Genomic DNA, 26,221 nt, shown 5'->3' on the forward strand with positions numbered 1-26,221 from the left:
TTGCAAAAACTCAGCTCGGAGGCGGCTCGCAGGCGATTTCCGCCATGAGTGCGGTCATGCGCGGATCCTCGCCAATGGCCGTCTGCACGTTGAACTGCACGCCCGTGTGGGCGGTGCGCAATTGCTGCACCAGCACGGGCAAGTCCTCGCGCGCATGCTTGCCGGTGCCCAGGAACATGGGCACCACGGTGACCTGCCGGGCACCCTGGGCTACCAGTTGCGCCACGGCCTCGGGCAGGGCGGGGGCGCACAGCTCCAGGTAGGCGCAGGCCACGGGCCGCCCAGGGTGCTGCGCTGCGATGCGCGCAGCCACGGCCTCCATGGGCGCACGCCACAGGGGGTCACGCGAGCCGTGGGCGAACAGGACGATGGCGTGGTCGGTCATGTCCGAGGCTAGCGTCTGAGTACCAGCCAACTGAAGGCGCCCAGGGATAACAGTGAGTAGATCAACCCCGGCGCCGCCGCCGTGAGCCAGGGCGACCAGTTCTGCAGGTTGCCGGCGTAGCCGAACACGTTGTTGAGCAGGAAGAAGCTGATGCCGGCCATGACGCCGCCGAACACATAGCCGGCGATGCCGCCCGAGCGGAAATGCAGGTAGGCAAAGGGCAGGGCCAGCACCACCATCACCAGGCAGGACAGGGGGTAGAACACCTTGCGCCAGAACTCGATCTCGTAGCGCTGGGCCGACTGGCCGTTGCTGTCCAGGTGGCGGATGTACTGGAACAGGTCCACCGTGGCCATGCGGTCGGGCTTGAGCAGCGAGGCCGCCACCATGTCGGCGCTGATGCGGGTGGGCCATTGCAGTGCGGGCACGTCCAGCCGGTCCACTCGCGCCTGGTCTTCGCCGCGCTGCAAAAAGCTGCTGCGCTGCACGCCGGTGAGCTCCCAGGCACCGCCGTCGCCGAAGCGCCCCGATGCGGCGCGGATCTGCGAGGCGAGCAGGCCCTTGGCGTTGAATTCGAAGATGCGGATGTCAAGCATGCCGCCATCGGGCGTGAGGGCGCGCACATTGACTGCGTAGGAGTGGTCGTTCTGGCGTTCCTTGAGCCACGCGCCGGTGGCACCCGAGGTGAGGCGCCCCAGGTGGCGCACCTTGATGAGTTGCGCGGCCTTGTCGCTCAGGGGTGCGATGTAGTCGCCCACGGCAAAGGTCAGCACCACGAAGAACCCGCCCAGTGTGAGCAGGGTGCGCATGGCGCGCCAGGGCCCCATGCCGCTGGTGCGCATGATGGTGAATTCGGAGCTCTGCGCCAGGCGCGCCATCACGAAAATGGTGCCGATCAGCACCGTGATGGGCAGCAATTCGTACAGGTGGCTCGGGATGCTGAGCACCACGAACAGCATGGCGTGCGAGAGCTGGTAGCCCTGGGGTCCGGTGCGGCCCACCCAGCGCAGTTCATCGACCAGGTCGAAGAAGAAGAACAGGGCCAGGAAGCCGATGGTGACGTAAGCCACCGCGAAGAAGGCCTCGCGGTGGATCAGGCGGCGGATGGTTTTCATGTGGGGCTCCGGCGCTGCCACAGGCGGCGCAGGCTCCAGTTGTTGTGGCGTGCGGTCAGCACCAGCAGCGAGAAGGCCAGGGTGCCGCCGTGCAGCATGAGCATGAAGCTGCCAAGGCCCAGGCGCCCGGCGCCGACCCAGCTGGTGCCCAGGGTCATGAGGTTGTAGTAGACGATGAAGGCGAAGAGCGCGAACACCAGGCTGGTGCTGCGCCCGGCACGCGGGTTGACCGTGGCCACGGCCAGGCCCAGGACCACGAAGTTCAGCGCCGCCAGGGCCAGGCCGATGCGCCAGCCCAGCTCGGCCCGGTAGGCGGGCAGGGGCTGCATCAGCAGCTCATGGGTGGCACGGGTCTTGACCGACAGCTCCTCGGCGGAGCCGGCGGGGGCCGAGCCGATGCGGGTGGTGTATTCCTCGAACTCGCTGATCTTGAGGCCGGGCTTGTCGTGCTCGGTTTCCAGCCGCTGGCCCTGGACCAGCGTGGCGATGCGCTCGCCGTCCTTGGTTTCCAGCCGGGCGCTGCGCGCGGAGGTGACCGTTTCCTTCTTGGCCACGTTGGTGGCGATGAAGATGTTGTTGCCGGCCAGATTGTCGGGGCTGTCCTTGTCGATGAAGAACACCCGGCTGCCGTTGGCCGACTCCTGGAACTCACCGGGGGCGATGCGGTCGATGTCGCTGCGCTGCTCGTAACGGGTCTTGAGCTCCTGGATCTGGGTGTTGGCCCAGGGCCATACCAGCAGCGAGAGCACGGAGATCACCAGCATGGACGGCCAGGCAAAACGCAGCAGCGGGCGCAGCAGGCTGGTCAGGCCGCGACCGCTGGCGAACCAGATCACCATCTCGCTGTCGCGGTACATGCGCGAAAGCGTGCTGACCACGGCGACGAACAGGCTCAGCGTCAAAATGGTGGACAGCTGGCCCAGCACGGTGAAGCCCATGACCAGCATCACGTCGGACGGGCTCACGCTGCCGCGCGAGGCCTGGCCCAGCGTGCGGATGAGCATCATGGTCATCACCACGGTGACCAGCACCACCAGTGTGGCCCCGAAGCTGCGCGCCAGCTCCTTGCGGATGGATGAATCGAATAACATTGGCTCTGAGGAAAACACCGATTATGAACTTTGATCTGAAGACCCTTGAGTTGCCGGCAGCTGCTTTGGAAAAATGCGACCTGCTGGTCGTGTTGGTTCCGGAGGGCTTCAAGCCCGGGCGCGATGCCCTGTCCACGCTGGCGGCCCTGGCGCTCAAGCAAGGCGATTTTTCCGCCAAGCCCGGCAAGAGCCTGCCGCTGTACCAGGTGCCTGCCGTGGCAGCGCGCCGCGTGCTGCTGCTGGGCGTGGGCGATGGCGCGGCCCGTTCCGTGCGCCAGGCCCTGGGCGCTGCTGCGGGCGCGTTGAAGGCACCCCAGACCAAGCGCGTGGTGCTGTGCTTTGCCGGCAGCGCCCAGGCCGACGCGGTGTGCGCCGCGGTGCAGGCCGTGGCCGATGCCAGCTATGTCTACACCACGACCAAGCCCAAGGCCGAGGCGCGCAGCCTCTCCCGCCTGGTGGTGGGCGTGCCCGACCCCTCCGAGGTGCGCGTGGCCTTCTACCAGGGCGTGGCCCTCGTCGAAGGGGTGGAGTTTGCCCGCGAGTGGGGCAACCGCCCCGCCAACCATGCCACGCCCACCCTGCTGGCCAATGCCGCCAAGACGCTGGCCAAGCAGCCGCGCATCCAGTGCAAGGTGCATGGCCCGGCCGAGGTCGAACGCCTGGGCATGGGTTCCTTCATGGCCGTGGCCAAGGGGTCGGAAGAGCCGCTGCGCTTCATCGAGCTGCGCTACAGCGGCGGTGCCAAGGACCAGGCTCCCGTGGTGCTGGTCGGCAAGGGCATCACCTTCGATACCGGCGGCATCTCCATCAAACCTGCGGCCGAGATGGACGAGATGAAATTCGACATGTGCGGCGCCGCCAGCGTGCTGGGCGTGTTCCGTGCCCTGGGCGAGCTGCAGCCGGCCATCAACGTGGTGGGCCTGATCCCCGCCTGCGAGAACATGCCCGACGGCCGTGCCGTGAAGCCCGGCGATGTGGTGACCAGCATGAGCGGCCAGACCATCGAAGTGCTCAACACCGACGCCGAAGGCCGGCTGGTGCTGTGCGATGCGCTGACCTATGCCGCGCGCTTCAAGCCGGCGGCGGTGGTGGACATCGCCACGCTCACGGGTGCCTGCGTGATCGCACTGGGTGGTGTGCGCAGCGGCCTGTTCAGCAACAACGAAGGCCTGGCCCAGGCGCTGCAGGCGGCGGGTGAGGCGGCGCAGGACCCGTGCTGGCGCATGCCGCTGGACGACGACTATGCCGACGGCCTCAAGAGCAACTTTGCCGACATGGGCAACGTGGCAGGCCGCGCGGGCGGTGCCATCTCGGCCGCCAAGTTCCTGCAGAAGTTCGTGGGCGACATGCCCTGGGCGCATCTGGACATCGCCGGTACCGCCTGGAAGGGCGGGGCTGCCAAGGGCTCCACCGGCCGCCCGGTCGGCCTGCTGGTGCAGTACCTGCTGGACCGCGAGGCGCAAGCGACCGAGGCTCCCAAGCCCGCCGCCAAGCGTGCGCGCGCCAAGGCCGCCTGAGCCCCGATGACCGAGGTCGCCTTCCATTTCAACGCGCCGGACAAGGTGGCCTACGCCTGCCGGTTTGCGCGCAAGGTGCTGCGCAGCGATGCCCGCCTGGTGATCGCCGGTCCGGCCCATGTGCTGACTGCCCTGGACCGGCAGATGTGGAGCATGGCGCCGCAGGATTTCGTCGCCCACTGCACCGAAGCGGCCGACGAGGAGCTGCGCCTGGCTTCGCCGGTGCTGCTCACGTCCGATGTGCAGGGTGCTCCGCACCACGAGGTGCTGTTGAACCTGGGCGCCGAGGTGCCTGAAGGTTTCGGGCGCTTCGAAAAGCTGATCGAAGTGGTCAGCGCCCATGACGAGGAAGACCGGGGGCAGGCGCGCAACCGCTGGCGCCACTACGCTTCGCGCGGCTACGCCATCGTGCGCCACGATCTGGTGCTGAAAGGCGCTTGATGGCGACCACGCCGCCCCGTACGCCGCCCCGTTTCGTACCCACGCTCACTGAAGTGGTGCAGGCGCCGGGTGCCATGCCCGTGCCGCTGGTGGCCAAGCCGCCAGTGCCTTCGGCGGCGCCTGCGCGCCCGCTTACTGCAGCGGCCCCGGATGGCCCCGTTGCCAGCCGCGGCGCCGCGCCGCAGAGCGCTCCGGCGCGCCCGCCTGCCGCCGCCACTCCCGCAGCGTCTTCGCCGGTGGCGCAGGCGGCCGGCCGTGCACTGGAGGCCCTGGCATTGCGGCGCGCGCAGATTGCAGCGGCAGCAGTTGCCCCCCCGGCACCCGTGGTTGCTGCACCCGTGGTCGCTCCTGTCGCCACGCCGGCTCCCGCGCCTGCAGTACCTGCCGCTTCCGTGCCTGCCAGGCCTTTGGTCGCTGCGCCTGGGCCTGTTGCGGCACCGCTTGGCGTGCCCGCCGCGGCAGCTGCACCTGCCGTGCCGAATGTGGGGCAGCCGGCGGCCGCGCGTGCACTGCCAGAGGGCATGGAGGAGTACATGGTGCACCGGGTCATGCAGCGGGTGGACGTGGCACTGGACCAGCGCCTGCGCGATGCCATCGCCACTGTGGTGCAGGAGCAGACGCGTTCAGTGCTTCCGCGCCTGCGTGAAGAAATCGAATCCGTGGTTCGCCACGCGGTGTACGAGGCCGTGGCCGATGAGCTTGCCGGCGGCCAGCCCACGCCCACCAAGGGATGACAGGGTATTCCCCTGTGGTTTCTCCCACATTTAATCGTGTTCCCTAATGATCTGGCCCGTAAATTGCGATATGTTCGCCTGCGTTGAGACACAAGAACATTTCTCAGCGTTTATCTTTACTGGAGATTGATATGCAATTGAAGTTGAAACTGACCGTGGTTGCTGCTATCGCGGCTGCTGCTGGTGTGGCCTCTGCACAAGAGCAGGTGGTCAAGATCGGCCACGTGGCTCCGGTTTCCGGCGCCCAAGCCCACTACGGCAAGGACAACGAAAATGGCGCCCGCATGGCCATTGAAGAGCTGAACGCACAAGGCGTGACGATCGGCGGCAAGAAGATCAAGTTCGAGCTGCAGGCTGAAGACGACGCTGCGGATCCGAAGCAGGGCACGGCTGCTGCACAGAAGCTGTGCGACGCCAAGGTTGCTGGCGTGGTCGGTCACCTCAACTCCGGTACCACCATCCCCGCTTCCAAGGTCTACAACGACTGCGGCATCCCCCACGTGACCGGCGCGGCCACGAACCCCAACCTGACCAAGCCAGGCTACAAGACCACGTTCCGCATCATCGCCAACGACAACGCCCTGGGCGCTGGCCTGGCTGCCTACGCCGTGGACACGCTGAAGCTCAAGTCGGTCGCCATCATCGACGACCGTACCGCTTACGGCCAGGGCGTTGCCGACGTGTTCAAGAAGACCGCCTCCGCCAAGGGCATGAAGGTGGTGGATGAGCAGTTCACGACCGACAAGGCCACGGACTTCATGGCCATCCTGACCGCCATCAAGGCCAAGAACCCCGACGCCATCTTCTACGGCGGCATGGACCCCCAAGGTGGCCCGATGCTGCGCCAGATGGAACAGCTGGGCATGGGCAACGTGAAGTACTTCGGTGGTGACGGCATCTGCACGGCCGAAATCGCCAAGCTGGCTGCCGGCGCCAAGACCCTGGCCAACGTGATCTGCGCCGAAGGCGGCGCATCGCTGGCCAAGATGCCTGGCGGCACGGCCTGGAAGGCCAAGTACGACGCCAAGTACCCCAACCAGTTCCAGGTGTACAGCCCCTACACCTACGACGCCACGTTCCTGATCGTGGACGCCATGAAGCGCGCCAACTCGGTCGACCCCAAGGTCTACACCCCCGAGCTGCTCAAGTCCAGCTTCAAGGGCGTGACCTCGACGATCGCCTTCGAACCCAACGGCGAAATGAAGAACCCTGCCATCACCTTGTACAACTACAAGGAAGGCAAGAAGACCCCTCTGAACTAAGTTCTGGGTCTGCTTTCCGGGGACATCGCTTTCGGGTGGTGTCCCAGGATCAAAAAAGGCTTCCCTCGGGAAGCCTTTTTCGCTGGTGCCTCCGATGGCAGCCTGCGTTGGCTGGAGCAAGGTGCGTTAGCGGCGCACCTGCAGAGAACCTGGATTCACGATGTTGGTCGGCGTGCCCTTGATGAAGTTCACCACGTTGTCGAAGGCCGCACCAAAGTAGAGCTCGTAGCTGTCCTGCTCCACATAGCCGATGTGCGGCGTGCAGATGCAGTTCTCCAGGCGCAGCAGGGCATGGCCCTGCAGGATGGGCTCGCTCTCGAATACGTCCACGGCTGCCATGCCGGGGCGGCCCCGGTTCAAGGCGGCGATCAGGGCATCGGACTCGACCAGTTCGGCGCGCGAGGTGTTCACGAACAGCGAGGTGGGCTTCATGCACGACAGGTCTTCGAGCGAGATGATGCCGCGCGTCTCGTCGTTCAGGCGCAGGTGCACCGAGATCACGTCGCATTGCGAGAAGAACTCCTCGCGCGTGGTGGCGGCCTGGTAGCCATCGGTCAGGGCCTGGGCGCGCGATGCCTCGCGGCCCCAGACGCGCACGTTCATGCCGAAGGCGCGGCCATAGCCGGCCACGAGCTGGCCGATGCGGCCATAGCCCCAGATACCCAGCGTCTTGCCGCGCAGCACCGTGCCCAGCCCGAAATTGGGCGGCATGGACGCGGTCTTGAGGCCCGACTGCTGCCAAGCTCCATGCTTGAGGTTGGAGATGTACTGCGGCAGTCGGCGCGTGGCGGCCATCACCAGTGCCCAGGTGAGTTCGGCCGGTGCCACGGGTGAACCGACGCCCTCGGCCACGGCAATGCCGCGCTCGGTGCAGGCTGCCACGTCGATGTGGTTGCCGATCTTGCCGGTCTGGGCAATGAGCTTGAGGCGCGGCAGCTTTTCGACCAACTGGCGGGTGATCTGGGTGCGCTCGCGCACCAGCACGATGATGTCGGCGTCCTTGAGCCGTATCGACAGCTGGCCCAGGCCCTTGACGGTGTTGGTGTAGACCTTGGCGGTGTAAGCGTCGAGCCGGGTGGCGCAATGGAGCTTGCGCACTGCGTCCTGGTAGTCGTCGAGGATCACGATGTTCATCCCGACATTGTGCCTTGGCGGGCCGCAGTCTTTGTGCCCCAAGCCCCGTCGGGCGTACAGCATTTGCAACGCTGCGTGAATGCCACATGCCTCGACGGCCTGGGTGCATGCGCAATGCGGGTGCCCGCGGCCGTTGCGGCGGGCTCTGCGCAGTCGACGGCCGGGCGTTGCAGGCCATGGTGGCCGTGTCCCCGCGCCAGCCCGCAGGCCGCGTGCTCAGTGTTGCAGCAGCGCCTCGCGCGCGGCCATGCGGTCCAGCTCCGCGCAGACATCGGCCATGCGGCCCGAGATCACGAGGCGCCCGGCATCGGCGCCCGAGGCGGCCGTGCGCAGCACGCGCACCACGCGGCGTGCCTGGACATGGTTGCACAGGGGGTCGGCGCCGGGGGCAGGGTGCAGGCTGCGCGTGCCCGTGGCCGGCAGTGCGATCTCGTCGCGTGGCATGCGGGCCGTGGTAGGCCATGCGGGTGCCGCATGGGCGGGCACTGGCGCCTTGCAGGTGCGCAGCCGTGCCGCAGCGCTGTCGTGCCCGCCCTGCAGGGCGATGGGCTGCAGCCAGCGTGTCAGCGCATGCAGCGGGTGGGAGAAGGCCGAGAAGGTCAAAGAAGCAATTCCCATGTGAAGACTCCGAAGGTCGGTGGTGAACACAGGCAGGATTGCAAGGAACATGGCGCCGCCCAGGGCTGACCAGCGGCGGTGCCCGATACCCGGCACCCCGCCCGTCAAACGCCCGCCACCTGGGCAGCGCGACGGCAACTACATGAGCATGGTGTTGCGGATCAGGCCGACTGCCAGGCCTTCGATCTCGAAGGCCTCGCCGGGCTGCACGGTGATCACGGGGTAGTCCGGGTTCTCGGGCAGCAGCTCGATGCCGGTGGCCGTGCGGCGCAGGCGCTTGACGGTGACGTCGTCGCCCAGCCGGGCCACGATGATCTGGCCATTGCGCGCCTCGCGCGTGGACTGCACGGCCAGCAGGTCGCCGTCCATGATGCCGGCGTCGCGCATGGACATGCCGCGCACCTTGAGCAGGTAATCAGGCTTGTGCTGGAACAGGCTGTTTTCCACGCTGTAGGTCTGATCGACATGCTCCTGCGCGAGAATGGGCGAGCCTGCTGCGACCCGGCCGATCAGCGGCAGCATCAGCTGCGACAGGCCGGGAATGGGCAGGCTGAACTGGGTGCCGCGCGCTGCGTTGATGGAGCGCACTGTCTCGCCGCGCAGGCGGATGCCCCGCGAGGTGCCGCTGACCAGCTCGATCACGCCCTTGCGAGCCAGGGCCTGCAGGTGCTCTTCTGCCGCATTGGCGGACTTGAAGCCCAGCTCGGTCGCGATCTCGGCGCGGGTAGGGGGGGCGCCGGTGCGCGCAATGGCGGTCTGGATCAGGTCCAGAATCTGTTGCTGGCGGGCCGTGAGCTTGGGGTTGTCGAGCATGGTGGTTTCCAGTGTGTGCCGGTACAGTGGCAAATAACTGTTTTTTAATCCAGTAGCTGTATTTTTCACCAGTTTTTCGGAGTATGCAAGTGAGTGCGCAAAAAATTGTGGTTCTGGGTACGGGCGGCACCATTGCCGGCACCGCTTCGCAGGCGGGGGACAACATCGGCTACACGGCCGCGCAGGTGGGGGTGGGCGAGCTGCTGGCGGCCGTTCCAGGGCTCCAGGCGCTGGCCGGTGGTCCGCTGGTGGTCGAGCAGGTGGCCCAGATCGATAGCAAGGACATGGAGCATGGCGTGTGGCGGGCCCTGGCGCTGCGCTGCGCCGAGTGCCTGGCCGACCCCGCCGTGCGCGGCGTCGTCATCACCCATGGCACCGACACGATCGAAGAGACAGCCTGGTTCCTGCACTCCGTGCTGGATGCGACCAAGCCCGTGGTGCTGACCTGCGCCATGCGCCCCTCGACCGCGCTGGTGCCCGATGGCCCGCAGAACCTGCTCGACGCCGTGGCGGTGGCGGCCAGCGCCGGTGCGCAGGGCGTGGTGGTGGTGGCTGCCGGCGCCATCCATGGCGCGCAGCGCGTGCAGAAGGTGCACCCCTACCGGGTCGACCCGTTCAGCTCCGGTGATGCCGGGCCGCTGGGCTGGGTGGAAGAGGGCGCCGTGCGCCTGGTGCACGGCTGGCCCGCCGTCTCGCAAGGCAAGGGTCTTGCGGCCATGCAGAACCAGACCGCCGACGCACCCTGGCCCTGGGTGGAACTGGTGGTCAGCCATGCAGGCGCCAGCGGTCGTGCGGTGGACGCGCTGGTGCGCGATGGCGTCCAGGGTCTGGTCGTTGCCTGCACCGGCAACGGCACCCTGCACCACGCGCTGGAGGCCGCGTTGCTGCGGGCCCAGGCCGTGGGTGTGCGCGTGGTGCGCGCCACGCGCTGCCCCGAGGGGCAGTTGCTGCCAACGCCAGGCAATGCCCTCGTGGCCGCGCCCGGCCTGTCCCCCGTGAAGGCCCGCATCAGCCTGGTGCTCGATCTGCTGGGCTAAGAGGGCCTGAGCCAACCCACAACGCCAGGAAGCACCGCATGTTCACCGCCCTCCGATCCCATGTTTGGGCCTATCCGGCACTGGAGGTGGTGCACATCGTGGGCATTGCACTGCTGCTGGGCAACCTGGTGCTGCTGGAGCTGCGGGTGTTTGGCTGGGGTGCCGCGCTGCCGCCCCGGGACCTGGCGCGACTGAGCCTGTCGCTGGCACTGTGCGGCTTTGGCATGGCGGCCCTGTCGGGCCTGGTGATGTTTGCCACGCAGCCCCAGGAATTGCTCGCCAACCGGGCCTTCACCCTGAAGATGCTGTTGTTGATGCTTGCCGGCTGCAACGCGGCGTGGTTTCATGGGCGCGGTTCGCTCACGCGGCTCGATGGCCTGGCGCGGGCGCAGATGCTGCTGTCCACGCTGATCTGGCTGGCCATCGTGGCTTGCGGTCGCTGGATAGCGTACCTCTGACCTTCGAAAGGAGAATTTCCATGCCTTTGCAACGTCGCCAGATTCTCGCTGCGGCCAGTGTTCTTCCCCTGGCAGCCCATGCCCACCACGGCTGGAGCAGCTTCGATGCCGACCGACCCATCTACCTCGAAGGCACGGTGCGCAAGGTGCGCTGGCAGAACCCGCATGCCGAGCTGGAGCTGGAGCTGCCCGCCAACCTGGTGTTGCCGCCCAACCTGGCGCAGCGGGCCGTGCCAGCCCAGACGGCCCCGGTCGATGGCAAGGCCCTGCTGGCCCGTGCCGTTCTGCCTACGCGCAAGGACCGGATGTGGGAGATCGAGCTGGCGCCGCTGACCCGCATGCAGGCCTGGCAGGTGGCCGAGATCAAGCCGGGCGCGGCGGTGTCGCTGCTGGGCTTCACGCTGCGCGAGGAAAAGGGCGACCCGGTGCTGCGCGCTGAGTACCTGTTCGTCGATGGCAAGGCCTACGGCCTGCGCTCCAGTCCTGCCTGAGGCCAGAAGCGGCGCGCGCGTCGATTAGTGCACGTTTGGTTGCACAGCTTTTAGCCGCGCCATTGGTTCTGCGCGGGAGCGCAACTATCATCCGGCGCATCACTTTGCAGGAGTTGTCCCATGCGTTTCGTTTCCCTCTCTCTCGTGGCCGCAGCCGTGGCATTGGCAGCCCTGCCTGCGCAATCCCAGGACATGCCCAAGCGCAAGGCGGGGCTGTGGGAGATCAAGGCCACATCCAGCCCAGGCACGCCGCCCACCGTGATGCAGCAGTGCACGGATGAGGCCTTCGAGGCCCAGATGCAGAAGACGGCCCTGGAGCAGTCCAAGACCATGTGCAGCAAGAACGACATCAAGCGCAGTGGCAACACCATCACTGCAGATGCGGTCTGCAAGATCGGTTCGACCACGGTGACCTCGCAGTCGGTGAGCTCGGGCGACTATTCCAGCGCCTACAAGGTCGAGGTCAAAAGCACGTTCAACCCGCCGCTCATGGGCAAGGCCAGCGACAACACCGTGATGGAGGCCCGTTACCTCGGCCCCTGTGCCGCCGGCCAGAAGCCCGGCTCCATGACCATGCCCAACATGCCCATTCCTCCTGCCCCGAAGACCAAGTAAGCTGCGCGGCAGGCAGCGCCTCCAAGGCGTGCAGAAACAACAAAGCCGGGCATGCCCGGCTTTGTTGTTGGTGTGGCCGCAGCCGAAAAATCAGCTGGCCAGGGCCGCGAAGGCGCGCTGGGTGATGTCGTCCACGCTGCCCATGCCGCTGATGGCGCGGTACTGGGGGGCGGCTGCCGGTTCTGCCTTGGCCCACTGGCTGTAGTAATCCACCAGGGGGCGGGTCTGGTCGCTGTAGACCTGCAGGCGCTTCTTGACGGTTTCTTCCTTGTCGTCGTCGCGCTGGATCAGGTCTTCACCGGTCACGTCGTCCTTGCCTTCCACCTTGGGTGGGTTGAACTTGACGTGGTAGGTGCGGCCGCTGGCGGGGTGCGAGCGGCGGCCGCTCATGCGTTCGATGATGGCCTCGAAGGGCACATCGATCTCCAGCACGTAGTCAAGCTTCACGCCTGCGGCCTTCATCGCGTCGGCCTGGGGAATGGTGCGTGGGAAGCCATCGAACAGGAAGCCCTTGGCGCAGTCGGGCTGGGCAATGCGTTCCTTGACGAGGTTGATGATCAGGTCGTCGCTGACCAGGGCGCCCGACTTCATGATCGCATCGGCCTGCAAGCCCAGCGGCGTGCCGGCCTTCACGGCAGCGCGCAGCATGTCTCCGGTGGAGATCTGCGGAATGCCGTACTTCTGGCAGATGAACGTGGCTTGCGTGCCCTTTCCGGCGCCGGGCGCGCCCAACAGAATCAGTCTCATGAAGGTCCTCGAAGGTTAGAAATCGGCTGGCACTGCTGGCGGGGGCGGATCGCGCGCCGGCGCAGAGGTCACCGCCGTGGCAGCAAAAAAAGACCGCAGTGCTCCACGGATGGGCAGGGGCTGCGGGGTGGTGTGCTGCTACGTCAGTGCTCGCGCAGGCGCTTGTGGGGCCCGGGATGCAATGCTCTCGTTGCTTCGAGGATAGCATGTGACCGCCTTGCACTGGCTTACACGCGCGATATGACGTGCGTATAAATGCGTAGGATGGGGCACGGCTGCACCAGATCAGTGCGCTCAACCGCCTTGCAGCCCCTTTGGCGTCAGGCCAGCAGGGCGCGCACGCGCTCCAGGTCCTGCGGGGTGTCCACGCCGGGGCCGGGTGCCGTGTCCGTGACATGCACGGCAATGCGGTGGCCGTGCCACAGCGCACGCAACTGCTCCAGTGCTTCCATGACCTCGGTGGGCGCCTGGGGCAGCGTGGGAAAGGCGCGCAGAAAGCCTGCACGGTAGCTGTAGATGCCGATGTGGCGCAGCGGCGCGAAGCCTGCCGGCACCGCGCCCGTTGCGCTTTCCCACCAAGCCGTGCCCGCATGGTCGCGTGCCCACGGAATGGGGGCGCGGCTGAAGTAGTGCGCCAGGCCGCGGGCATCGAGCACCACCTTCACCACGTTCGGGTTTTCGTAGTCGGCCAGGGTGTGGATGGTGTGCGCAGCCGTGCCCATGCTGGCCTCCGGCCGCGCTGGCAACAGGGCCGCCACGGCGTCGATGAGGCTCGCGTCCATCAGCGGTTCGTCGCCCTGCACATTGACCACGATGTCGTCGCCCGCCAGGCCCAGTTGCTCGCAGGCCTCGGCCAGCCGGTCGCTGCCGCTGGCGTGGTCGGTGCGCGTCAGGATGGCGGGCACGCCATGCGCCTGGCAGGCCTGCAGCACGCGCGGGTCATCGGCTGCCACCACCACGCGTGCCGCGCCGCTCAGCGCCGCGCGCTGGGCCACGCGCACCACCATGGGCAGGCCGGCGATGTCGGCCAGGGGTTTGTCCGGCAGCCGGCTCGATGCCATGCGCGCCGGGATCACGACCGTGAAGGGTGCGGATGCGGGCACCACCGCGCTCATGCCTCGACTTCTTCGTCGGTCAGCGTGCGCGCCTCGTTTTCGAGCAGCACGGGGATGCCGTCGCGCACCGGGTAGGCCAGGCGCGCGCTGCGCGAGACCAGTTCCTGGTGCTCGCGGTCAAAGGTCAGCGGGCCCTTGGTGACGGGGCAGACCAGCAGTTCAAGCAGTTTGGGGTCCATGGCGGCAGCTTTCCGGCAAACGTTGGTTCAGTCAGTCAATCAATCACCCGATGGGCGGGCAGGGGGCGATGATAGCGAGGCGGCGCCCAGCAAAATAGCCAGCCGGGCGTCGAGGGCTGCGAAAAAGCCCGGGTCCACACGCACTTCCAGCGGTACGGCCAGCGCATCGGGGCGCAGGCTCCAGAGCTTCACGGCATCCTTGGCCGTGCACAGCAGTGGCAGTTGCGTGCCCGGTGCTGCCCCATCGCTCGGGTCGGTGAAGCCGGTGAAGTCGTGGTGGTCGGGCAGGGCGCTGGTGCGCGCCAGGGTCAGCCCCTGGGCCCGCAGCATGCCGAAGAAGTCTTCGGGCCGGGCAATCGCCGCCAGGGCATGCACGGGTTGGCCGCGCAGCGATGGCAGCGGCACGCTGCTGCCATCGGCGCGCACGGCATGGTTGGCCAGGCCGCGCTGCAATGCAAACGTGGGTGCTGTGCCGGCCGGGGGCGTCGCGGTGTCGGGATGCAGCACCCAGTCCACCTTGCGCGGCCAGGGCTCGCGCAGCGGCCCTGCGGGCAGCAGAAAGCCGTTGCCCACCCCCTGGTCGTTGAAGACGCAGACCTCCAGGTCGCGCTGCAGTGCCAGGTGCTGCAGGCCGTCGTCGCAGATGATCACGTCGATGCCTGGATGGCGGGCCAGCAGCGCCCGTGCCGCGCTGGTGCGCTGGCGGTCCACGAAGACCGGCACGCCGCAGTTGCGCGCGATCAGGGCGGGTTCGTCGCCGACCTCGTTGGCCGGGCTGTCGGCCAGCACCTCGCGGCAGTCGGTGGTGCTGCGGCCATAGCCGCGCGAGACGACCCCGGGCCTGAGTCCCCGGGCCTTGAGGTGCTCCACCAGGGCCATCACCACGGGGGTCTTGCCGGCGCCGCCGGCAATCACATTGCCCACCACGATGGTCGGGCGCCCGGGGTGTTCGGAGCGCAGCGTGCCATTGCGGTACAGGGCCCGGCGCAGCCGCACCAGGGCACCGTAGGGCAGGGAGACGGGCCACAGGGCCCAGGCAGCAAGGCCCCGGGATTGCCAGGCCCTTGCCAGACCGGCAGAAGAGGGCGGCTGCGGCCCTGGGGCAGCCATGTCCGCTAGCGGGCGCCGTTGCCTGCGCGCGCGCCAGCCGATGACTGGGTGGCAAAGGTGATCTGCGTCAGGCCCACGCGGCGCGCAGCCTCCATCACCGTCACCACGGCCTGGTGGGGCGACATCGCATCGGCGCTGATGATGACCACGCTGTCCTTGCCGATGGCGGTGGCGGCTTCGCGCAGGGCGCGGGCCACGGCATCGACGCTCTTGCCGTCCACGCCGGCCTTGTTCACCGCATAGCGGCCATCCGCCGCCACCGCGACCACGACTTCCTTGGGGTGGTCGCGCTGCTGCTCGGTGTCGGCCACGGGCAGGGTCAGCTGCAGCTCGGTGAACTTGCTGTAGGTGGTGGTCAGCATCAGGAAGATGAGGATCACCAGCAGCACGTCGATGAACGGGATCAGGTTGATCTCGGGTTCTTCCTTGGTGCGGGGGCGGAAGTTCATGGCCGCCCCGTCACTTCTTGTGGCGCAGGATGTGGCGCACGAACTGCTCGGATGCGAGTTCCAGGGTCAGCAGGTAGGCATCGACGCGGCCGCGGAAATAGCGCCAGAAGATCAGCGCCGGGATGGCCACGATCAGGCCGAAGGCCGTGTTGTACAGCGCGATCGAGATGCCGTGTGCCAGCCGGGCCGGGTTGCCCCCGCCCATGGCCTGACCCACGCCACCGCCGCCGGCCTGGGAGCCGAAGATCTCGATCATGCCGATGACGGTGCCCAAGAGGCCCAGCAGGGGCGCCGCCGAAGCGATGGTGGCCAGGGCGGCAAGGTACTTTTCGAGCCGGTGGGCCACGGAGCGGCCCGTGCCTTCCATGGCGGCGCGCAGGTCGGCCTCGCTGCACTGCGGGTTGCTGTTGAGCGTGCGCAGGCCACTGGCCAGCACCTCGCCCAGGGCCGAGTTCTGGGCCAGCTGATTCACCACGTCGGGCGTGGGCAGGCTTTTGGACGAAACGGTGATGGCTTCATCGAGCAGCTTGGGGGGGGCTACACGGGCCGTCTTGAGGGCCACGAAACGTTCGATGACCAGGGCCATTCCGAGGATGGAACACAGGATCAGCGGCCAGATCGGCCAGCCTGCGGCTTGTATGATGGACAGCAAATCTCTCTCCGCGCAGATGAGGGGCAATCGGTGATTATGGCCCAGCTTCTTGACAGCTTTCGGTCACAAACCGTTACCTTGGCGGACGCTCTTTTAGGCCGGCGCGTCACCCACAAAAACTGTGGATAACTTTGTGGGCAACCGGGCTGTCCAGGCCCGCAAAGTGGCTTGGCGCCGTGCTTGCAACAGATTGATGAAAAATTGCGCAGTGAAAAATCCTTATAAATCAATGACTTGCACGTGCACATGTGGCATTCGAGGCGAGAATGCTTCTCAGGCAATGCGGAGCGCTGCATCGCCGTTTCTGTGGAAGACTCGGCCTGTCAATGGGGCGCCAATGGCCGCCGTTGCTCATGTTTGAACGCGCAAACCCCATGGTGGCGCCGCGCGTATGGGAAGTTGGCGCGCTGTGCCGCGCCATTGCTGATGCGCTGGAGGCGCGCTTCAATCCTGTCGCGGTGCGCGGCGAGATCACGGGCTTCTCGCGCGCATCCAGCGGGCATTGCTATTTCTCGATCAAGGACCCCCAGGGCCAGCTGCGTTGCGCCATGTTCCGCCGCGCGGCCAGCCTGCTTGACTTTTCGCCGCGCGATGGTGAATTGGTGGAGGTGCGCGGCAAGCTCGGGGTGTACGAGGCCCGGGGCGACCTGCAGTTCATTGTGGAAAGCATGCAGCGCGCGGGGCAGGGCGCGCTGTTCGAGCAGTTCCTGCGCCTGAAGGCCCAGCTCGAGGCCGAAGGTCTGTTCGACACGGCGCGCAAGCGGCCACTGCCCGTGCAGCCGCGTGGCATTGGCCTCGTGACCTCGCTCGGGGCGGCTGCGCTGCACGACGTGGTGACGGCCTTGCGCCGCCGGGCGCCGCACATCCCCGTGGTGCTGGCCCCGGCGCAGGTCCAGGGCGCGGCGGCGCCGCAGTCCATTGTCTCGGCGCTGGCGCGGCTGTACCGGCTGGCGGAGCAGGGGCCTGCGGCCGGCCAGCCGCACATCGACACCATCCTGCTGGTGCGCGGTGGCGGCTCCATCGAGGACCTCTGGGCCTTCAACGACGAGCAGCTCGCCCGCACCATCGTGCAAAGCCCGGTGCCGCTGGTCAGCGGCGTGGGGCACGAGACCGATTTCACGATTGCCGACTTCTGCGCTGACCTGCGCGCTCCCACGCCCACCGCGGCCGCCGAGCTCGTGGCGCAGCCGCGCGAAGTCTGGCTGGGGGCCCTGGATCTGATCGAAGGCCGCATCGCCGATGGCATCCAGCGCCTGCTGGACGCCCGCCACCAGCGGCTGGACCAGGCCGCCGCGCGCCTGGGCCGCCCCTCGGGGCTGGTGGCGCGCGAACAACTGCAGATGGCCCGCACGGCCCAGCGCATGCGCCATGCCGTGCTGCTGCGCCTGCAGCGCATGGAGCAGGCCCAGCAGGCGGCCGCAGCCGCCTTGCCGGTGCAGGTGCAGCGCCGCATCGATGGCCTGCGCGAGCGGGTGGACCGCGCCGCGCTGCGCCTGGAACTGCTGGACCCGCGCCTGGTGCTGCAGCGCGGCTACGCCCTGCTGGCCGATGCGGAGGGCCGCGCCGTCACCAGCGTGCGCCAGGCCCGTCCGGGCGACGCCCTGCGCGCGACGCTGGCCGATGGGGCGGTGGACGTCACCGTGGCGGCCCAGCCCCGCCTGTTGTAGCCCATGGCGCTGTAGGATCAGCGCGCATCTCGGCATGGCGTTGCACGATTGCTTGCCAACTTCGCTGCAGAGGTCACACGATCTTCCTACAATGCCCGTTCGCCTGCAGGTTCGCCTGCCCGCTTCACGGCCGGCGAGTCCGCCACAATTCAAACCACCACGAGGAAACACCATGGAACATACCCTTCCCCCGCTGCCCTATGCCATCGACGCGCTGGCGCCCCATTACAGCCAGGAAACGCTGGAGTACCACCACGGCAAGCACCACAATGCCTACGTGGTGAACCTCAACAACCTGCAAAAGGGCACCGAGTTCGAGTCGCTGTCCCTGGAAGAAATCATCAAGAAGTCCAGCGGTGGCATCTACAACAACGCCGCCCAGATCTGGAACCACACCTTCTTCTGGAACTGCATGGCACCCGCCGGCGGCGGCGAGCCATCGGGCGCGCTGGCTGCGGCCATCAACGCAAAGTGGGGCAGCTACGCCGCCTTCAAGGAAGCCTTCGTCAAGAGCGCCGTGGGCAACTTCGGTTCGGGCTGGACCTGGCTGGTGAAGAAGGCCGACGGCAGCGTCGACATCGTGAACACCGGCGCCGCCGGCACGCCCCTGACCACGGCCGACAAGGCCCTGCTGACGGTGGACGTGTGGGAGCACGCCTACTACATCGACTACCGCAACCAGCGCCCCAAGTTCGTCGAGACCTTCCTGGACAAGCTGGTCAACTGGAAGTTCGCCGAAGCCAACTTCGCCTGATTGTCTGGGTGCAATCCTTGCGCGCGTTCAGCGGGCAGCAAAGAAAAACGGCCCTCGGGCCGTTTTTTCATGGGCGCAGGCAACTCACTTCTTCGCGAAGGGGGCGCCGCCGAGCCTGGAGCCGGCCTTGATGCCCTTCTTGGCAAACCAGCCCTGGTTCATCTCCAGCACGAAGCGCACGGGCTTCTTGGAGCAGTGCGAGTCCAGGGTCTGTGGCTTCATGTCCTCCAGGTTGACGATGGTGCCGTCGTCCGCGACGAAGGCTGCCGTCAGCGGCAGCAGCGTGTTCTTCATCCAGAAGCACTGCTGGCTGGGCTGCTCGAAGATGAACAGCATGCCCTCGTGCTGGGGCATCTCGGGCCGGTTCATCAGGCCGATCTGGCGCTCCAGTGGGGCCGCGGCCACCTGGGCATCGATGCGGTGCATGCCGGCGGTCAGTTCCACGCGCTGCAGGTTCAGTTGGGGGCCTTCCTGGGCCTGGGCGGCAGGCGCCAGGGCCGCGAGCGACACGGCGAGCAAGGCGGTCAGGTGGAGGCGGCGGTGCAAAGAGGAGAGGGGTGTGGCAAGGCTCGGGCTGGGCATGGACAGGGTTCTTTCGGTGGGAAAGACAAGAAGGGGGCGCCAGAAACAAAATCGCCCGCGGATGCGGGCGATTTTGAAGCAAACCGGAAAGGGTGGGGGTCAGAGTTCCGCACAGACCCCCAACACCATCAGGCGGCAGCCTTCTTGGGGTGCTTCTTGGTCTTCTTTTGCGCCACTTTCTTGGACTGCTTGTGGGCGGGTGCGGCCTTGGCCGCAGGGGCCGGGGCTGCTGCCGGAGCAGCGGCAGGGGCTGGGGCGGCAGCAGGGGCGGCTGGAGCCTGTGCGAAGGACGCACCGGCGGAGAACAGACCAGCCATCAGGACAGCGAGGAGTTTTTTCATATGTGCCATTTCCTAGACGAACTATCGGGTTGAGGGCTCCGCAAAATATTCACGAAGCTCCACCTGCAACGATAGCAGCCCGTACGCGGTTGACAGGGGTTTCCGGCATTTTTTTGTCTATAGAATCTTTGTGATCAGGTGCGCCCCGCCCGGCACGCTGCATTGTGTTTCAGATATCCAACGGAGACTCCCGCCCATGACCAGCTACCAGCACATCAAGGTGCCCGCCCAAGGCCAGAAAATCACGGTCAACGCCGACATGTCGCTGAACGTGCCGGACGAGCCCATCATTCCCTTCATCGAAGGCGATGGCACCGGCCTCGACATCACGCCGGTCATGATCAAGGTGGTCGATGCCGCGGTGGCCAAGGCCTATGGCGGCAAGAAGAAGATCCAGTGGATGGAGGTCTACGCCGGCGAAAAATCCACCAAGGTCTACGGCCCCGACGTGTGGCTGCCCGAGGAGACGCTGGCCGTACTGCGCGAGTACGTGGTGTCCATCAAGGGCCCGCTGACCACGCCCGTGGGCGGTGGCATCCGCTCGCTCAACGTGGCCCTGCGCCAGGAGCTCGACCTGTACGTCTGCCTGCGCCCCGTGCAGTACTTCAAGGGCGTGCCCTCGCCCCTGAAAGAGCCCGAAAAGACCAACATGGTCATCTTCCGCGAGAACTCGGAAGACATCTACGCCGGCATCGAGTTCGAGGCCGAGTCCGACAAGGCCAAGAAGCTCATCAAGTTCCTGCAGGACGAGATGGGCGTCAAGAAGATCCGCTTTCCCAACACCTCGGGCCTGGGCGTCAAGCCCGTCTCGCGCGAGGGCACCGAGCGCCTGGTGCGCAAGGCCATCCAGTACGCCATCGACAACGACAAGCCCAGCGTGACCATCGTGCACAAGGGCAACATCATGAAGTACACCGAAGGCGGCTTCCGCGACTGGGCCTACGCCCTGGCGCAAAAGGAATTTGGCGCCCAGTTGATCGACGGCGGCCCCTGGTGCAAGTTCAAGAACCCCAAGTCGGGCAAGGAAATCACCATCAAGGACAGCATCGCCGATGCCTTCCTGCAACAGATCTTGCTGCGCCCCGCCGAGTACTCGGTGGTGGCCACGCTCAACCTCAACGGCGACTACATCTCCGACGCGCTGGCTGCCCAGGTCGGCGGCATCGGCATCGCGCCGGGCGCCAACATGTCCGACTCGGTGGCCTGCTTCGAGGCCACCCACGGCACGGCGCCCAAGTACGCGGGCAAGGACTATGTGAACCCCGGCTCCGAAATCCTCTCGGCCGAGATGATGCTGCGCCACATGGGCTGGGTCGAGGCCGCCAACCTGATCATCAGCTCGCTGGAAAAGTCGATTGCGTCGAAGAAGGTGACGTATGACTTCGCGCGCCTGATGGATGGCGCCACGCAGGTGAGCTGCTCGGGCTTTGGCCAAGTGATGATCGACAACATGTGATTGCGTTTGCCCGGATTCCCTCGGCACCCGCAAAACAGGCCCGCTCCCATGGAGTCGGGCCTTTTTTCTGCCCGTTGAATTCCTGACAGTTGCATCCGCAGGGGCGAATGGGCGCTGCATATCGGGCCGGGCCCGAGCACGCCGGCGGCGTGCAGGCGGTTGCCGGGTGTTGGGCCGGTGGTCTGCGCCATTTGGGTGCTTTTTGACACCCGGTCACCGGTGATAGATTCAGGCGATCACCTGAGGAGATCTTGTCGTGCCGTTGCTGAACCTTGCCTGTGCCAATTGCTCCGCTCCGCTGGAGGTGGGGGCTGATCTGGAGCGCTTTACTTGCGCTTACTGCGGCATTGCGCAGATCGTGGAGCGTTCAGGCGGCGTGGTTTCCACCCGCAAGCTCGAGGTGGCGATCAGCGCTGTGCAGCGGGGGACTGACCGCACGGCTGCGGAGTTGGCTATGCCCAGACTGACGCGCGAGCTGGACGAAGTGCTGGCGCGGCGAGAGAAGGTGGTCCAGCGGCTCCAGCGCCAGTTGGAGCAGGCCGAGACCGATCGGCGCACCATTGCCCTCATTGCCGTGGTGTGCGTCTCCATTCTCTGGGCGGTCCTCTTGGGGCCGATGTTGGACACTGCCTGGCAGATTGCGTGCTTCTTTGGGGTGCTGATCGGCACCTTGGTGCTGGTCTACAAGAAATACAAGCTGCCGAAGTTCGACCTGGCGCGGGAGACAAAAAACCTGGATGAGCAGATCGACAAGATCGAAGCGCACATCAAGGCCAACCGGCGCATTCTGGACACGCTGCCGGCCTGAGCGTTTTCGCGGGCAACGCCGAAGTCGCCACCGAGGCGGCGGTTCACGTGTTGGGTGAACCGGTGGCTCTGGGTGCCAAACGGGGCTGCGTACCGTCCCGTGCGGTGAGGAGCCAGCCGTTGCAGCTCACTGCGCGCTGGCAGCGCCCAGCGTGGCCAGGGCCTCGGCGTCCAGCGTGAGCTGGCTGGCCTTCACCAGGTCCTGCAGCTGCGCCAGCGAGGTGGCGCTGGCGATCGGTGCGGTGATACCCGGCTGCACGATCTGCCAGGCCACCGCCACCTGGCCCGGCGTGGCGTTCAGGCGCGCGGCCACGGTGTCCAGCGCGGCCAGGATGCGCAGGCCGCGCTCGTTGAGGTACTTGGCCGTGGTGTTCTTGCCGCGGGCGCTCTTGGCGGCGTCGGCCTCGGTGCGGTACTTGCCGGTCAGAAAGCCCGCCGCCAGCGCATAGAAGTTGATCACGCCCACGTTGTGCTCCACGCACAGCGGCTGCAGATCCTTCTCGAACACGGCGCGGTCGTACAGGTTGAACAGCGGCTGCAGGCTCTCGTAGCGGGCCAGGCCCAGGTTGTCGCTGGTCTTGAGAGCCTCTGCCAGGCGCACCGCCGTGAAGTTGGAGGCGCCGATGGCGCGCACCTTGCCGGCCTTAATGAGGTCGCTGTAGGCGCCCAGCGTGTCGGCCAGCGGCACCGTGGCATCGTCTTCGTGCGACTGGTAGAGGTCGATGTGGTCGGTCTGCAGGCGCTTGAGCGAGGCGTCCACCGCCTGGCGGATGTATTCGGGGCGCAGGCCCACCTTGCCGTCGCCCATGTCCTTGCCGACCTTGGTGGCCAGCACGATGCGGTTGCGCTTGCCGTTCTGCCTTAGCCAGCGGCCGATCACGGCCTCGGACTCGCCGCCCGTGTGGCCCGGCACCCAGCGCGAATACACATCGGCTGTGTCGATGAAGTTGAAGCCCGCGTCCACCCAGGCGTCGAGCAGCCGGAACGAAGTGGCCTCGTCGGCTGTCCAGCCGAAGACATTGCCGCCAAAGCACAAGGGGGAGACTTGCAGGCCCGAGCGGCCCAGGGAACGGAGATTCATGGAGCGGGATTCCTTGGATGGGAAGGTTGAGCACTTGGCCAGCGGCATTGTTGCCGCTTTTGGCGAGTGCTGCAGGCGGACAGCGCCGTTGGCCTCGAGAGGCGGGTGGCATGCGGCCGGCCTGTGCGTGATGTTGTTCACGGCAGGGGCATCTGCCGTCCTGGCGGTCTATGGACTGCAGGGTCCTGCGAAGAGGACACTTCGCCCAGCCGCAGGGAACCCGTGCCCTGCAGGCCTTGGCTGGTACCCACGGGGATATCTGGCAAGCCCGGATCTGCAGAGCTCCTGGTCTACGCCTTCACTGGAGAAACCATGATGCGATCATCTATCAGGCGCTTTGCAGCGCTGGCACTCGGCGTATGGGTTGCCGCCACCGCCCAGGCGCAACTGTCGGTACGTCCTTCCAGCCGCGACGCGGCGCGGCAATGGCTTGAAAGTTCGTTCCCCTCCCTTTTTCCATCCGGCGCCGGGCAGGACGGAATGGCCGGGCCCTATGCCTACCGGTTCTACCCTTCAGTAGGCAATGCCTTTGCCTTCAGCGAAGGCCGGTTTCTCGTGGCCAGCCAGACCCAGACCGCAGGGCAGATCGTGGACCTGACGGCGGCCATGTGCCAGCTCAACGCCTCGCTGTGCGAGACCACGTCCGTGACTCCTCCCGGCACGGGCACCGGCGCCGCGTCGGACTGCTTCAACCCGGTGCTGCTGCAACAGGGCACGACCTACCGCTGGGACTGGCAGTCCAGCGACGGCGCCGTGCAGTTCAGCACCGAGGGCCGCATCAACGGCCCCGGCAGCTTTGCCGGGCAGTCGGGGCTGATCGAGACCGAGCGCACAGTCCTGGTGAGCAAGGCCGGAGTCACCTCGTTCAATGCCCGCGTATGGGAGTACGACAAGCTGGAAACCACACCGCAGGGGCCGGTGCTGTTGCGCTACGGCAGCACCGCCCGCGTGGAAGCGCCGATTGCCGGGATGAGGACCACCATGGTGCTCGACCCGGTCAACCGCGTGCGCGACTTTGCGCTGGCGCTCAACGAGAGCTACACGATCAACGAGGTACGGCACACCACCATGGAACTCCCCGGGCTGCCGACCCAGACCAGCACCCTGCGCGAAGCCCAGACCATCACCTACCGCGGCCAGGAAAGCGTGACCGTGCCCGCCGGCACCTACATGGCCTGCAAGTTCGAATGGACCAACGGCGCGCGTGTGTCGGCAGGGTGGACGGCCAAGGGCACCGGCCTGCCCCTGGTGATCACCGGCGACGATGGCGCAGGCAACCCCATCACGCTGTACATCAAGTCCAGCTCGCACATCAACGGTCACCCCATATAGCCGAGCGCGCCCAGCAGGGCGCCGGCGCCCAGCATCCACAGCAGGTGCAGGCGCGTCTTCCACACCAGCAGCATGGTCACCAAGGTCGCCAGCCACAGCGGCCAGGCGCTGGCCAGGCCACCGTGGGCCTGGGCCAGCACCCAGGTGGTGGCCAGCAGCAGGCCGATCACCACCGGCACCATGCCCTGCTTGAAGGCGCGCACGCCACGGCGCTCGCGGTTGCGGTGGCCCCAGCGCGTGGCCAGCCAGGTCAGCAGGCTGCTGGGCAGCATCACGCCCAGCATGCACAGCCCCATGCCCAGGGCGCCCAGGGCCCAGCCCAGCGGGCCGGCGCCGCCCGCGTTCAGCCCCACGTTCCAGCCCAGCAGCGCGATGAAGAGCACGTTGGGCCCGGGCGCGGCTTGGGCAATCGCTATGGAGGCGTTGAACTGCGGGTCGGCCAGCCAGGCCTGCTTGTCCACCAGGAAGCGGTGCATGTCGGGCGCGGTGGCGATGGCGCCGCCCACGGCCAGCAGCGACAGCGACATGTAGTACAGGAACAGCTGCAGCCAGTCGGCCCAGCCCATGTGGATGGTGGCGGCGCCGGTCATGGTGCGAGCTTTCGCCAGGTGAGCAGGCAGGCCGTGCCACCCAGCAGCGGCAGGGTCCACGCCAGCGGCCAGCGCAGCACGGCCATGGCCACCACGGTGAGCACCGTGATCACCGAGCACAAGGCCGGGCCGAGGGGGTGGGTGCGCAGCGTGGCCGAGAGCTTGAGCCCGGTGCCCGCGATCAGCCCGGCGGCCACTGCCCCCATGCCGCGCAATGCCCCGGCCACGGCCGGGTGGCTGGCGAACTGGGCATAGACCACGGCCAGCGTGAGCACCAGCATGAGCGGAAACAGCAGCATGCCGGCCAGTGCCGCCAGCGCGCCGCGCCAGCCGAAGTAGCGGTCGCCGATGGTGATGGAGAGGTTGACCACATTGGGGCCCGGCATGATCTGGGCCACGGCCCATTCCTCGACGAACTCCTCGTTGGTCATCCAGCGCTTGCGCTCCACCAGCTCGCGCTGGACCACGGCCAGCACGCCGCCAAAGCCCTGCAGCGCCAGCCAGGTGAAGGACCAGAAGAGGTCGGTGCAGTTGCGGGGAGCCGGGCGCGGCTCTGCCAGGAGGGGTGGGATGGGGGAGGGCGGTGTGGCTGGGGCCATGGGACGCGGGACAGACAGGGCAGGAGGCAGGAGACCGGGCGCCATCGCGGCGCCAGGCTGCGATGTTAAACGCCCGGACGGGGGATTGCCCTGCGGGGTATGCTGGCGCCCCTTGCATTTTCGCGACCCATTCCGACATGAAACTCCTCCGCTACGGCCCGCTCGGCGCAGAGCGCCCCGGCCTGCTGGACGCCCAGGGCGTGCTGCGCGACCTCTCCATGCTGCTGCCCGACCTGGGCCCGGCCCAGCTCAACCCGCGCACGCTGGCGGCCCTGGCCGCCATCGACGCCACCCGCCTGCCGGCCGTGGAAGGCACGCCGCGCCTGGGCTCCCCCGTGGGCGGGGTGGGCAAGATCGTCTGCGTGGGCCTGAACTACGCCGACCATGCGGCCGAGGCCGGCATGCAGGCGCCGGCCGAGCCGGTGCTGTTCATGAAGGCCGTCACCTCGCTGAGCGGCCCGAACGACGCGGTGCGCATTCCGCCCGGGTCGCAGAAGACCGACTGGGAGGTGGAGCTGGGCCTGGTCATCGGCTCGCGCGCCAGCCACGTCAGCGAGGGTGTTGCGCTGCAGCACGTCGCGGGCTATGTGCTGGCCAACGACGTGTCCGAGCGCGCCTACCAGATCGAGCGCGGTGGCCAGTGGGTCAAGGGCAAGAGCTACGACACGTTCGCCCCCATCGGCCCCTGGCTGGTGACGCCCGACGAGGTGGCCGACCCGCACGCGCTGGACCTGTGGCTCGAAGTCAACGGCCAGCGCGTGCAAAACGGCAACACGCGCAACTTCATCTTCGGCCTGCCCACGGTGATCTCCTACATCAGCCAGTTCATGACGCTGGAGCCCGGCGACATCGTGCTCACCGGCACGCCCGCCGGCGTGGGCCTGGGCCAGAAGCCCGCGCCCTGGTTCCTCAAGCCCGGTGACGTGGTGCGCCTGGGTGCCACGGGGCTGGGCGAGCAGCGGCAGGTCTGCACGGGCGGTTGATGGCCTTGGGGGAGTAGGGCGGGCACAACGCGCAGGGTCGATGCGCTTGCGGCCCGCAAAGCGGGG

At 67.1% G+C, this 26,221-nt stretch carries 31 protein-coding genes; 14 read left to right on the forward strand and 17 right to left on the reverse strand.

The features are described 5' to 3' along the window. Window positions 1-10: 10 nt before the first annotated feature. The 3 genes from AC07PA_RS17625 to lptF are packed head-to-tail and all read right to left on the reverse strand — an operon-like array spanning window position 11 to window position 2,591. Entirely contained in the window at window positions 11-385 is a 375-nt protein-coding gene (locus tag AC07PA_RS17625) for a sirohydrochlorin chelatase (protein WP_494607491.1), read from the reverse strand. 8 nt (window positions 386-393) lie between these two features. After that, the gene (gene lptG / locus AC07PA_RS17630; RefSeq protein WP_494607493.1) at window positions 394-1,500 is read right to left on the reverse strand and encodes an LPS export ABC transporter permease LptG; all 1,107 of its coding nucleotides are present in this window, start codon (window positions 1,498-1,500) and stop codon (window positions 394-396) included. Next, window positions 1,497-2,591 (reverse strand): LPS export ABC transporter permease LptF, encoded by a 1,095-nt coding sequence (lptF, locus tag AC07PA_RS17635; RefSeq protein ID WP_007858763.1) that lies wholly within the window; start codon window positions 2,589-2,591, stop codon window positions 1,497-1,499. Before lptF ends, lptG begins: the two co-directional genes overlap by 4 nt. Window positions 2,592-2,614: 23 nt before the next feature. On the opposite strand from lptF, the gene AC07PA_RS17640 reads away from it, so the two are divergent. From AC07PA_RS17640 to AC07PA_RS17655, 4 genes are all read left to right on the forward strand, one after another. Further along, window positions 2,615-4,108: a leucyl aminopeptidase gene (locus AC07PA_RS17640; protein WP_494607496.1), complete on the forward strand. Its 1,494-nt coding sequence runs from the start codon at window positions 2,615-2,617 to the stop codon at window positions 4,106-4,108. A 6-nt stretch (window positions 4,109-4,114) separates the two neighbouring features. Then, the gene (locus AC07PA_RS17645; RefSeq protein ID WP_494607498.1) at window positions 4,115-4,549 is read left to right on the forward strand and encodes a DNA polymerase III subunit chi; all 435 of its coding nucleotides are present in this window, start codon (window positions 4,115-4,117) and stop codon (window positions 4,547-4,549) included. Further along, window positions 4,549-5,283, forward strand: coding sequence for a hypothetical protein (locus AC07PA_RS17650; RefSeq protein WP_494607500.1), 735 nt, complete (start codon window positions 4,549-4,551; stop codon window positions 5,281-5,283). Before AC07PA_RS17645 ends, AC07PA_RS17650 begins: the two co-directional genes overlap by 1 nt. 131 nt (window positions 5,284-5,414) lie before the next feature. Next, the gene (locus tag AC07PA_RS17655) at window positions 5,415-6,545 is read left to right on the forward strand and encodes a branched-chain amino acid ABC transporter substrate-binding protein (protein WP_145696516.1); all 1,131 of its coding nucleotides are present in this window, start codon (window positions 5,415-5,417) and stop codon (window positions 6,543-6,545) included. Window positions 6,546-6,671: 126 nt separating this feature from the next. On the opposite strand, the gene AC07PA_RS17660 is transcribed toward AC07PA_RS17655, so the two are convergent. The 3 genes from AC07PA_RS17660 to lexA all read right to left on the reverse strand — a co-directional run bounded on the left by AC07PA_RS17660 (window position 6,672) and on the right by lexA (window position 9,110). Next, window positions 6,672-7,679, reverse strand: a complete 1,008-nt coding sequence (locus AC07PA_RS17660) for a D-2-hydroxyacid dehydrogenase family protein (RefSeq protein ID WP_007858757.1) — start codon at window positions 7,677-7,679, stop codon at window positions 6,672-6,674. A gap of 216 nt (window positions 7,680-7,895) precedes the next feature. Further along, on the reverse strand, window positions 7,896-8,297 hold the full coding sequence (locus tag AC07PA_RS17665; RefSeq protein ID WP_494607502.1) for a hypothetical protein: 402 nt from the start codon (window positions 8,295-8,297) through the stop codon (window positions 7,896-7,898). Between the two features lie 138 nt (window positions 8,298-8,435). Beyond that, a complete protein-coding gene (gene lexA / locus AC07PA_RS17670; RefSeq protein WP_007858753.1) occupies window positions 8,436-9,110 on the reverse strand; it encodes a transcriptional repressor LexA in 675 nt (224 codons plus the stop codon). Window positions 9,111-9,193: 83 nt separating this feature from the next. Between lexA and AC07PA_RS17675 the strand changes: the two genes are divergently transcribed. From AC07PA_RS17675 to AC07PA_RS17690, 4 genes are all read left to right on the forward strand, one after another. Further along, window positions 9,194-10,147: an asparaginase gene (locus tag AC07PA_RS17675; RefSeq protein ID WP_494607504.1), complete on the forward strand. Its 954-nt coding sequence runs from the start codon at window positions 9,194-9,196 to the stop codon at window positions 10,145-10,147. A 38-nt stretch (window positions 10,148-10,185) separates the two neighbouring features. After that, window positions 10,186-10,605, forward strand: a complete 420-nt coding sequence (locus AC07PA_RS17680) for a hypothetical protein (protein WP_494607506.1) — start codon at window positions 10,186-10,188, stop codon at window positions 10,603-10,605. 20 nt (window positions 10,606-10,625) lie between these two features. Then, window positions 10,626-11,096, forward strand: coding sequence for a DUF6152 family protein (locus tag AC07PA_RS17685; RefSeq protein ID WP_494607508.1), 471 nt, complete (start codon window positions 10,626-10,628; stop codon window positions 11,094-11,096). Between the two features lie 120 nt (window positions 11,097-11,216). Continuing rightward, the gene (locus AC07PA_RS17690) at window positions 11,217-11,711 is read left to right on the forward strand and encodes a DUF3617 domain-containing protein (protein ID WP_007858745.1); all 495 of its coding nucleotides are present in this window, start codon (window positions 11,217-11,219) and stop codon (window positions 11,709-11,711) included. Window positions 11,712-11,801: 90 nt separating this feature from the next. Here AC07PA_RS17690 and adk read toward each other — a convergent pair whose 3' ends face one another. From adk to AC07PA_RS17720, 6 genes are all read right to left on the reverse strand, one after another. Continuing rightward, window positions 11,802-12,458, reverse strand: coding sequence for an adenylate kinase (gene adk / locus AC07PA_RS17695; protein ID WP_007858743.1), 657 nt, complete (start codon window positions 12,456-12,458; stop codon window positions 11,802-11,804). Between the two features lie 320 nt (window positions 12,459-12,778). After that, window positions 12,779-13,573: a 3-deoxy-manno-octulosonate cytidylyltransferase gene (gene kdsB / locus AC07PA_RS17700; RefSeq protein ID WP_494607511.1), complete on the reverse strand. Its 795-nt coding sequence runs from the start codon at window positions 13,571-13,573 to the stop codon at window positions 12,779-12,781. Continuing rightward, window positions 13,570-13,752 carry a Trm112 family protein gene (locus AC07PA_RS17705; RefSeq protein ID WP_007858740.1) on the reverse strand — a complete coding sequence of 61 codons (183 nt, stop codon included), beginning with the start codon at window positions 13,750-13,752 and terminating at the stop codon, window positions 13,570-13,572. The genes kdsB and AC07PA_RS17705 overlap by 4 nt, the downstream gene beginning before the upstream one ends. Before the next feature lie 39 nt (window positions 13,753-13,791). Continuing rightward, window positions 13,792-14,862 (reverse strand): tetraacyldisaccharide 4'-kinase, encoded by a 1,071-nt coding sequence (gene lpxK, locus AC07PA_RS17710; protein ID WP_494607513.1) that lies wholly within the window; start codon window positions 14,860-14,862, stop codon window positions 13,792-13,794. A gap of 5 nt (window positions 14,863-14,867) precedes the next feature. Beyond that, window positions 14,868-15,311 carry an ExbD/TolR family protein gene (locus AC07PA_RS17715; protein WP_007858737.1) on the reverse strand — a complete coding sequence of 148 codons (444 nt, stop codon included), beginning with the start codon at window positions 15,309-15,311 and terminating at the stop codon, window positions 14,868-14,870. Window positions 15,312-15,321: 10 nt separating this feature from the next. Next, window positions 15,322-15,963 (reverse strand): MotA/TolQ/ExbB proton channel family protein, encoded by a 642-nt coding sequence (locus AC07PA_RS17720; protein ID WP_007858736.1) that lies wholly within the window; start codon window positions 15,961-15,963, stop codon window positions 15,322-15,324. Between the two features lie 353 nt (window positions 15,964-16,316). Between AC07PA_RS17720 and xseA the strand changes: the two genes are divergently transcribed. Further along, the gene (xseA, locus tag AC07PA_RS17725) at window positions 16,317-17,630 is read left to right on the forward strand and encodes an exodeoxyribonuclease VII large subunit (RefSeq protein WP_035205675.1); all 1,314 of its coding nucleotides are present in this window, start codon (window positions 16,317-16,319) and stop codon (window positions 17,628-17,630) included. A gap of 172 nt (window positions 17,631-17,802) precedes the next feature. Next, window positions 17,803-18,384, forward strand: coding sequence for a superoxide dismutase (locus AC07PA_RS17730; protein WP_494607516.1), 582 nt, complete (start codon window positions 17,803-17,805; stop codon window positions 18,382-18,384). Between the two features lie 84 nt (window positions 18,385-18,468). Here AC07PA_RS17730 and AC07PA_RS17735 read toward each other — a convergent pair whose 3' ends face one another. Continuing rightward, on the reverse strand, window positions 18,469-18,966 hold the full coding sequence (locus AC07PA_RS17735; protein WP_494607518.1) for a DUF192 domain-containing protein: 498 nt from the start codon (window positions 18,964-18,966) through the stop codon (window positions 18,469-18,471). Window positions 18,967-19,094: 128 nt separating this feature from the next. Then, window positions 19,095-19,307, reverse strand: a complete 213-nt coding sequence (locus AC07PA_RS17740) for a hypothetical protein (protein ID WP_007858730.1) — start codon at window positions 19,305-19,307, stop codon at window positions 19,095-19,097. A 196-nt stretch (window positions 19,308-19,503) separates the two neighbouring features. Between AC07PA_RS17740 and icd the strand changes: the two genes are divergently transcribed. Further along, window positions 19,504-20,763: an NADP-dependent isocitrate dehydrogenase gene (gene icd, locus AC07PA_RS17745; protein WP_145696526.1), complete on the forward strand. Its 1,260-nt coding sequence runs from the start codon at window positions 19,504-19,506 to the stop codon at window positions 20,761-20,763. Window positions 20,764-21,019: 256 nt separating this feature from the next. Continuing rightward, window positions 21,020-21,571, forward strand: a complete 552-nt coding sequence (locus AC07PA_RS17750) for a hypothetical protein (protein WP_007858727.1) — start codon at window positions 21,020-21,022, stop codon at window positions 21,569-21,571. Window positions 21,572-21,697: 126 nt separating this feature from the next. Here AC07PA_RS17750 and AC07PA_RS17755 read toward each other — a convergent pair whose 3' ends face one another. Beyond that, entirely contained in the window at window positions 21,698-22,651 is a 954-nt protein-coding gene (locus AC07PA_RS17755; protein WP_494607521.1) for an aldo/keto reductase, read from the reverse strand. Window positions 22,652-22,966: 315 nt separating this feature from the next. Here AC07PA_RS17755 and AC07PA_RS17760 point away from each other — a divergent pair, with 315 nt between their 5' ends. Continuing rightward, on the forward strand, window positions 22,967-23,983 hold the full coding sequence (locus tag AC07PA_RS17760; protein WP_494655381.1) for a hypothetical protein: 1,017 nt from the start codon (window positions 22,967-22,969) through the stop codon (window positions 23,981-23,983). On the opposite strand, the gene AC07PA_RS17765 is transcribed toward AC07PA_RS17760, so the two are convergent. Next, a complete protein-coding gene (locus AC07PA_RS17765; protein WP_494607525.1) occupies window positions 23,971-24,573 on the reverse strand; it encodes a chromate transporter in 603 nt (200 codons plus the stop codon). The two genes, AC07PA_RS17760 and AC07PA_RS17765, sit on opposite strands and share 13 nt — an antisense overlap. Further along, window positions 24,570-25,172, reverse strand: coding sequence for a chromate transporter (locus AC07PA_RS17770; protein WP_494607527.1), 603 nt, complete (start codon window positions 25,170-25,172; stop codon window positions 24,570-24,572). The genes AC07PA_RS17765 and AC07PA_RS17770 overlap by 4 nt, the downstream gene beginning before the upstream one ends. Before the next feature lie 137 nt (window positions 25,173-25,309). On the opposite strand from AC07PA_RS17770, the gene AC07PA_RS17775 reads away from it, so the two are divergent. Next, a complete protein-coding gene (locus tag AC07PA_RS17775) occupies window positions 25,310-26,155 on the forward strand; it encodes a fumarylacetoacetate hydrolase family protein (RefSeq protein ID WP_494607529.1) in 846 nt (281 codons plus the stop codon). Window positions 26,156-26,221 lie beyond the last annotated feature (66 nt).

The organism is Acidovorax sp. GW821-FHT09B03 (genome assembly GCF_059418305.1).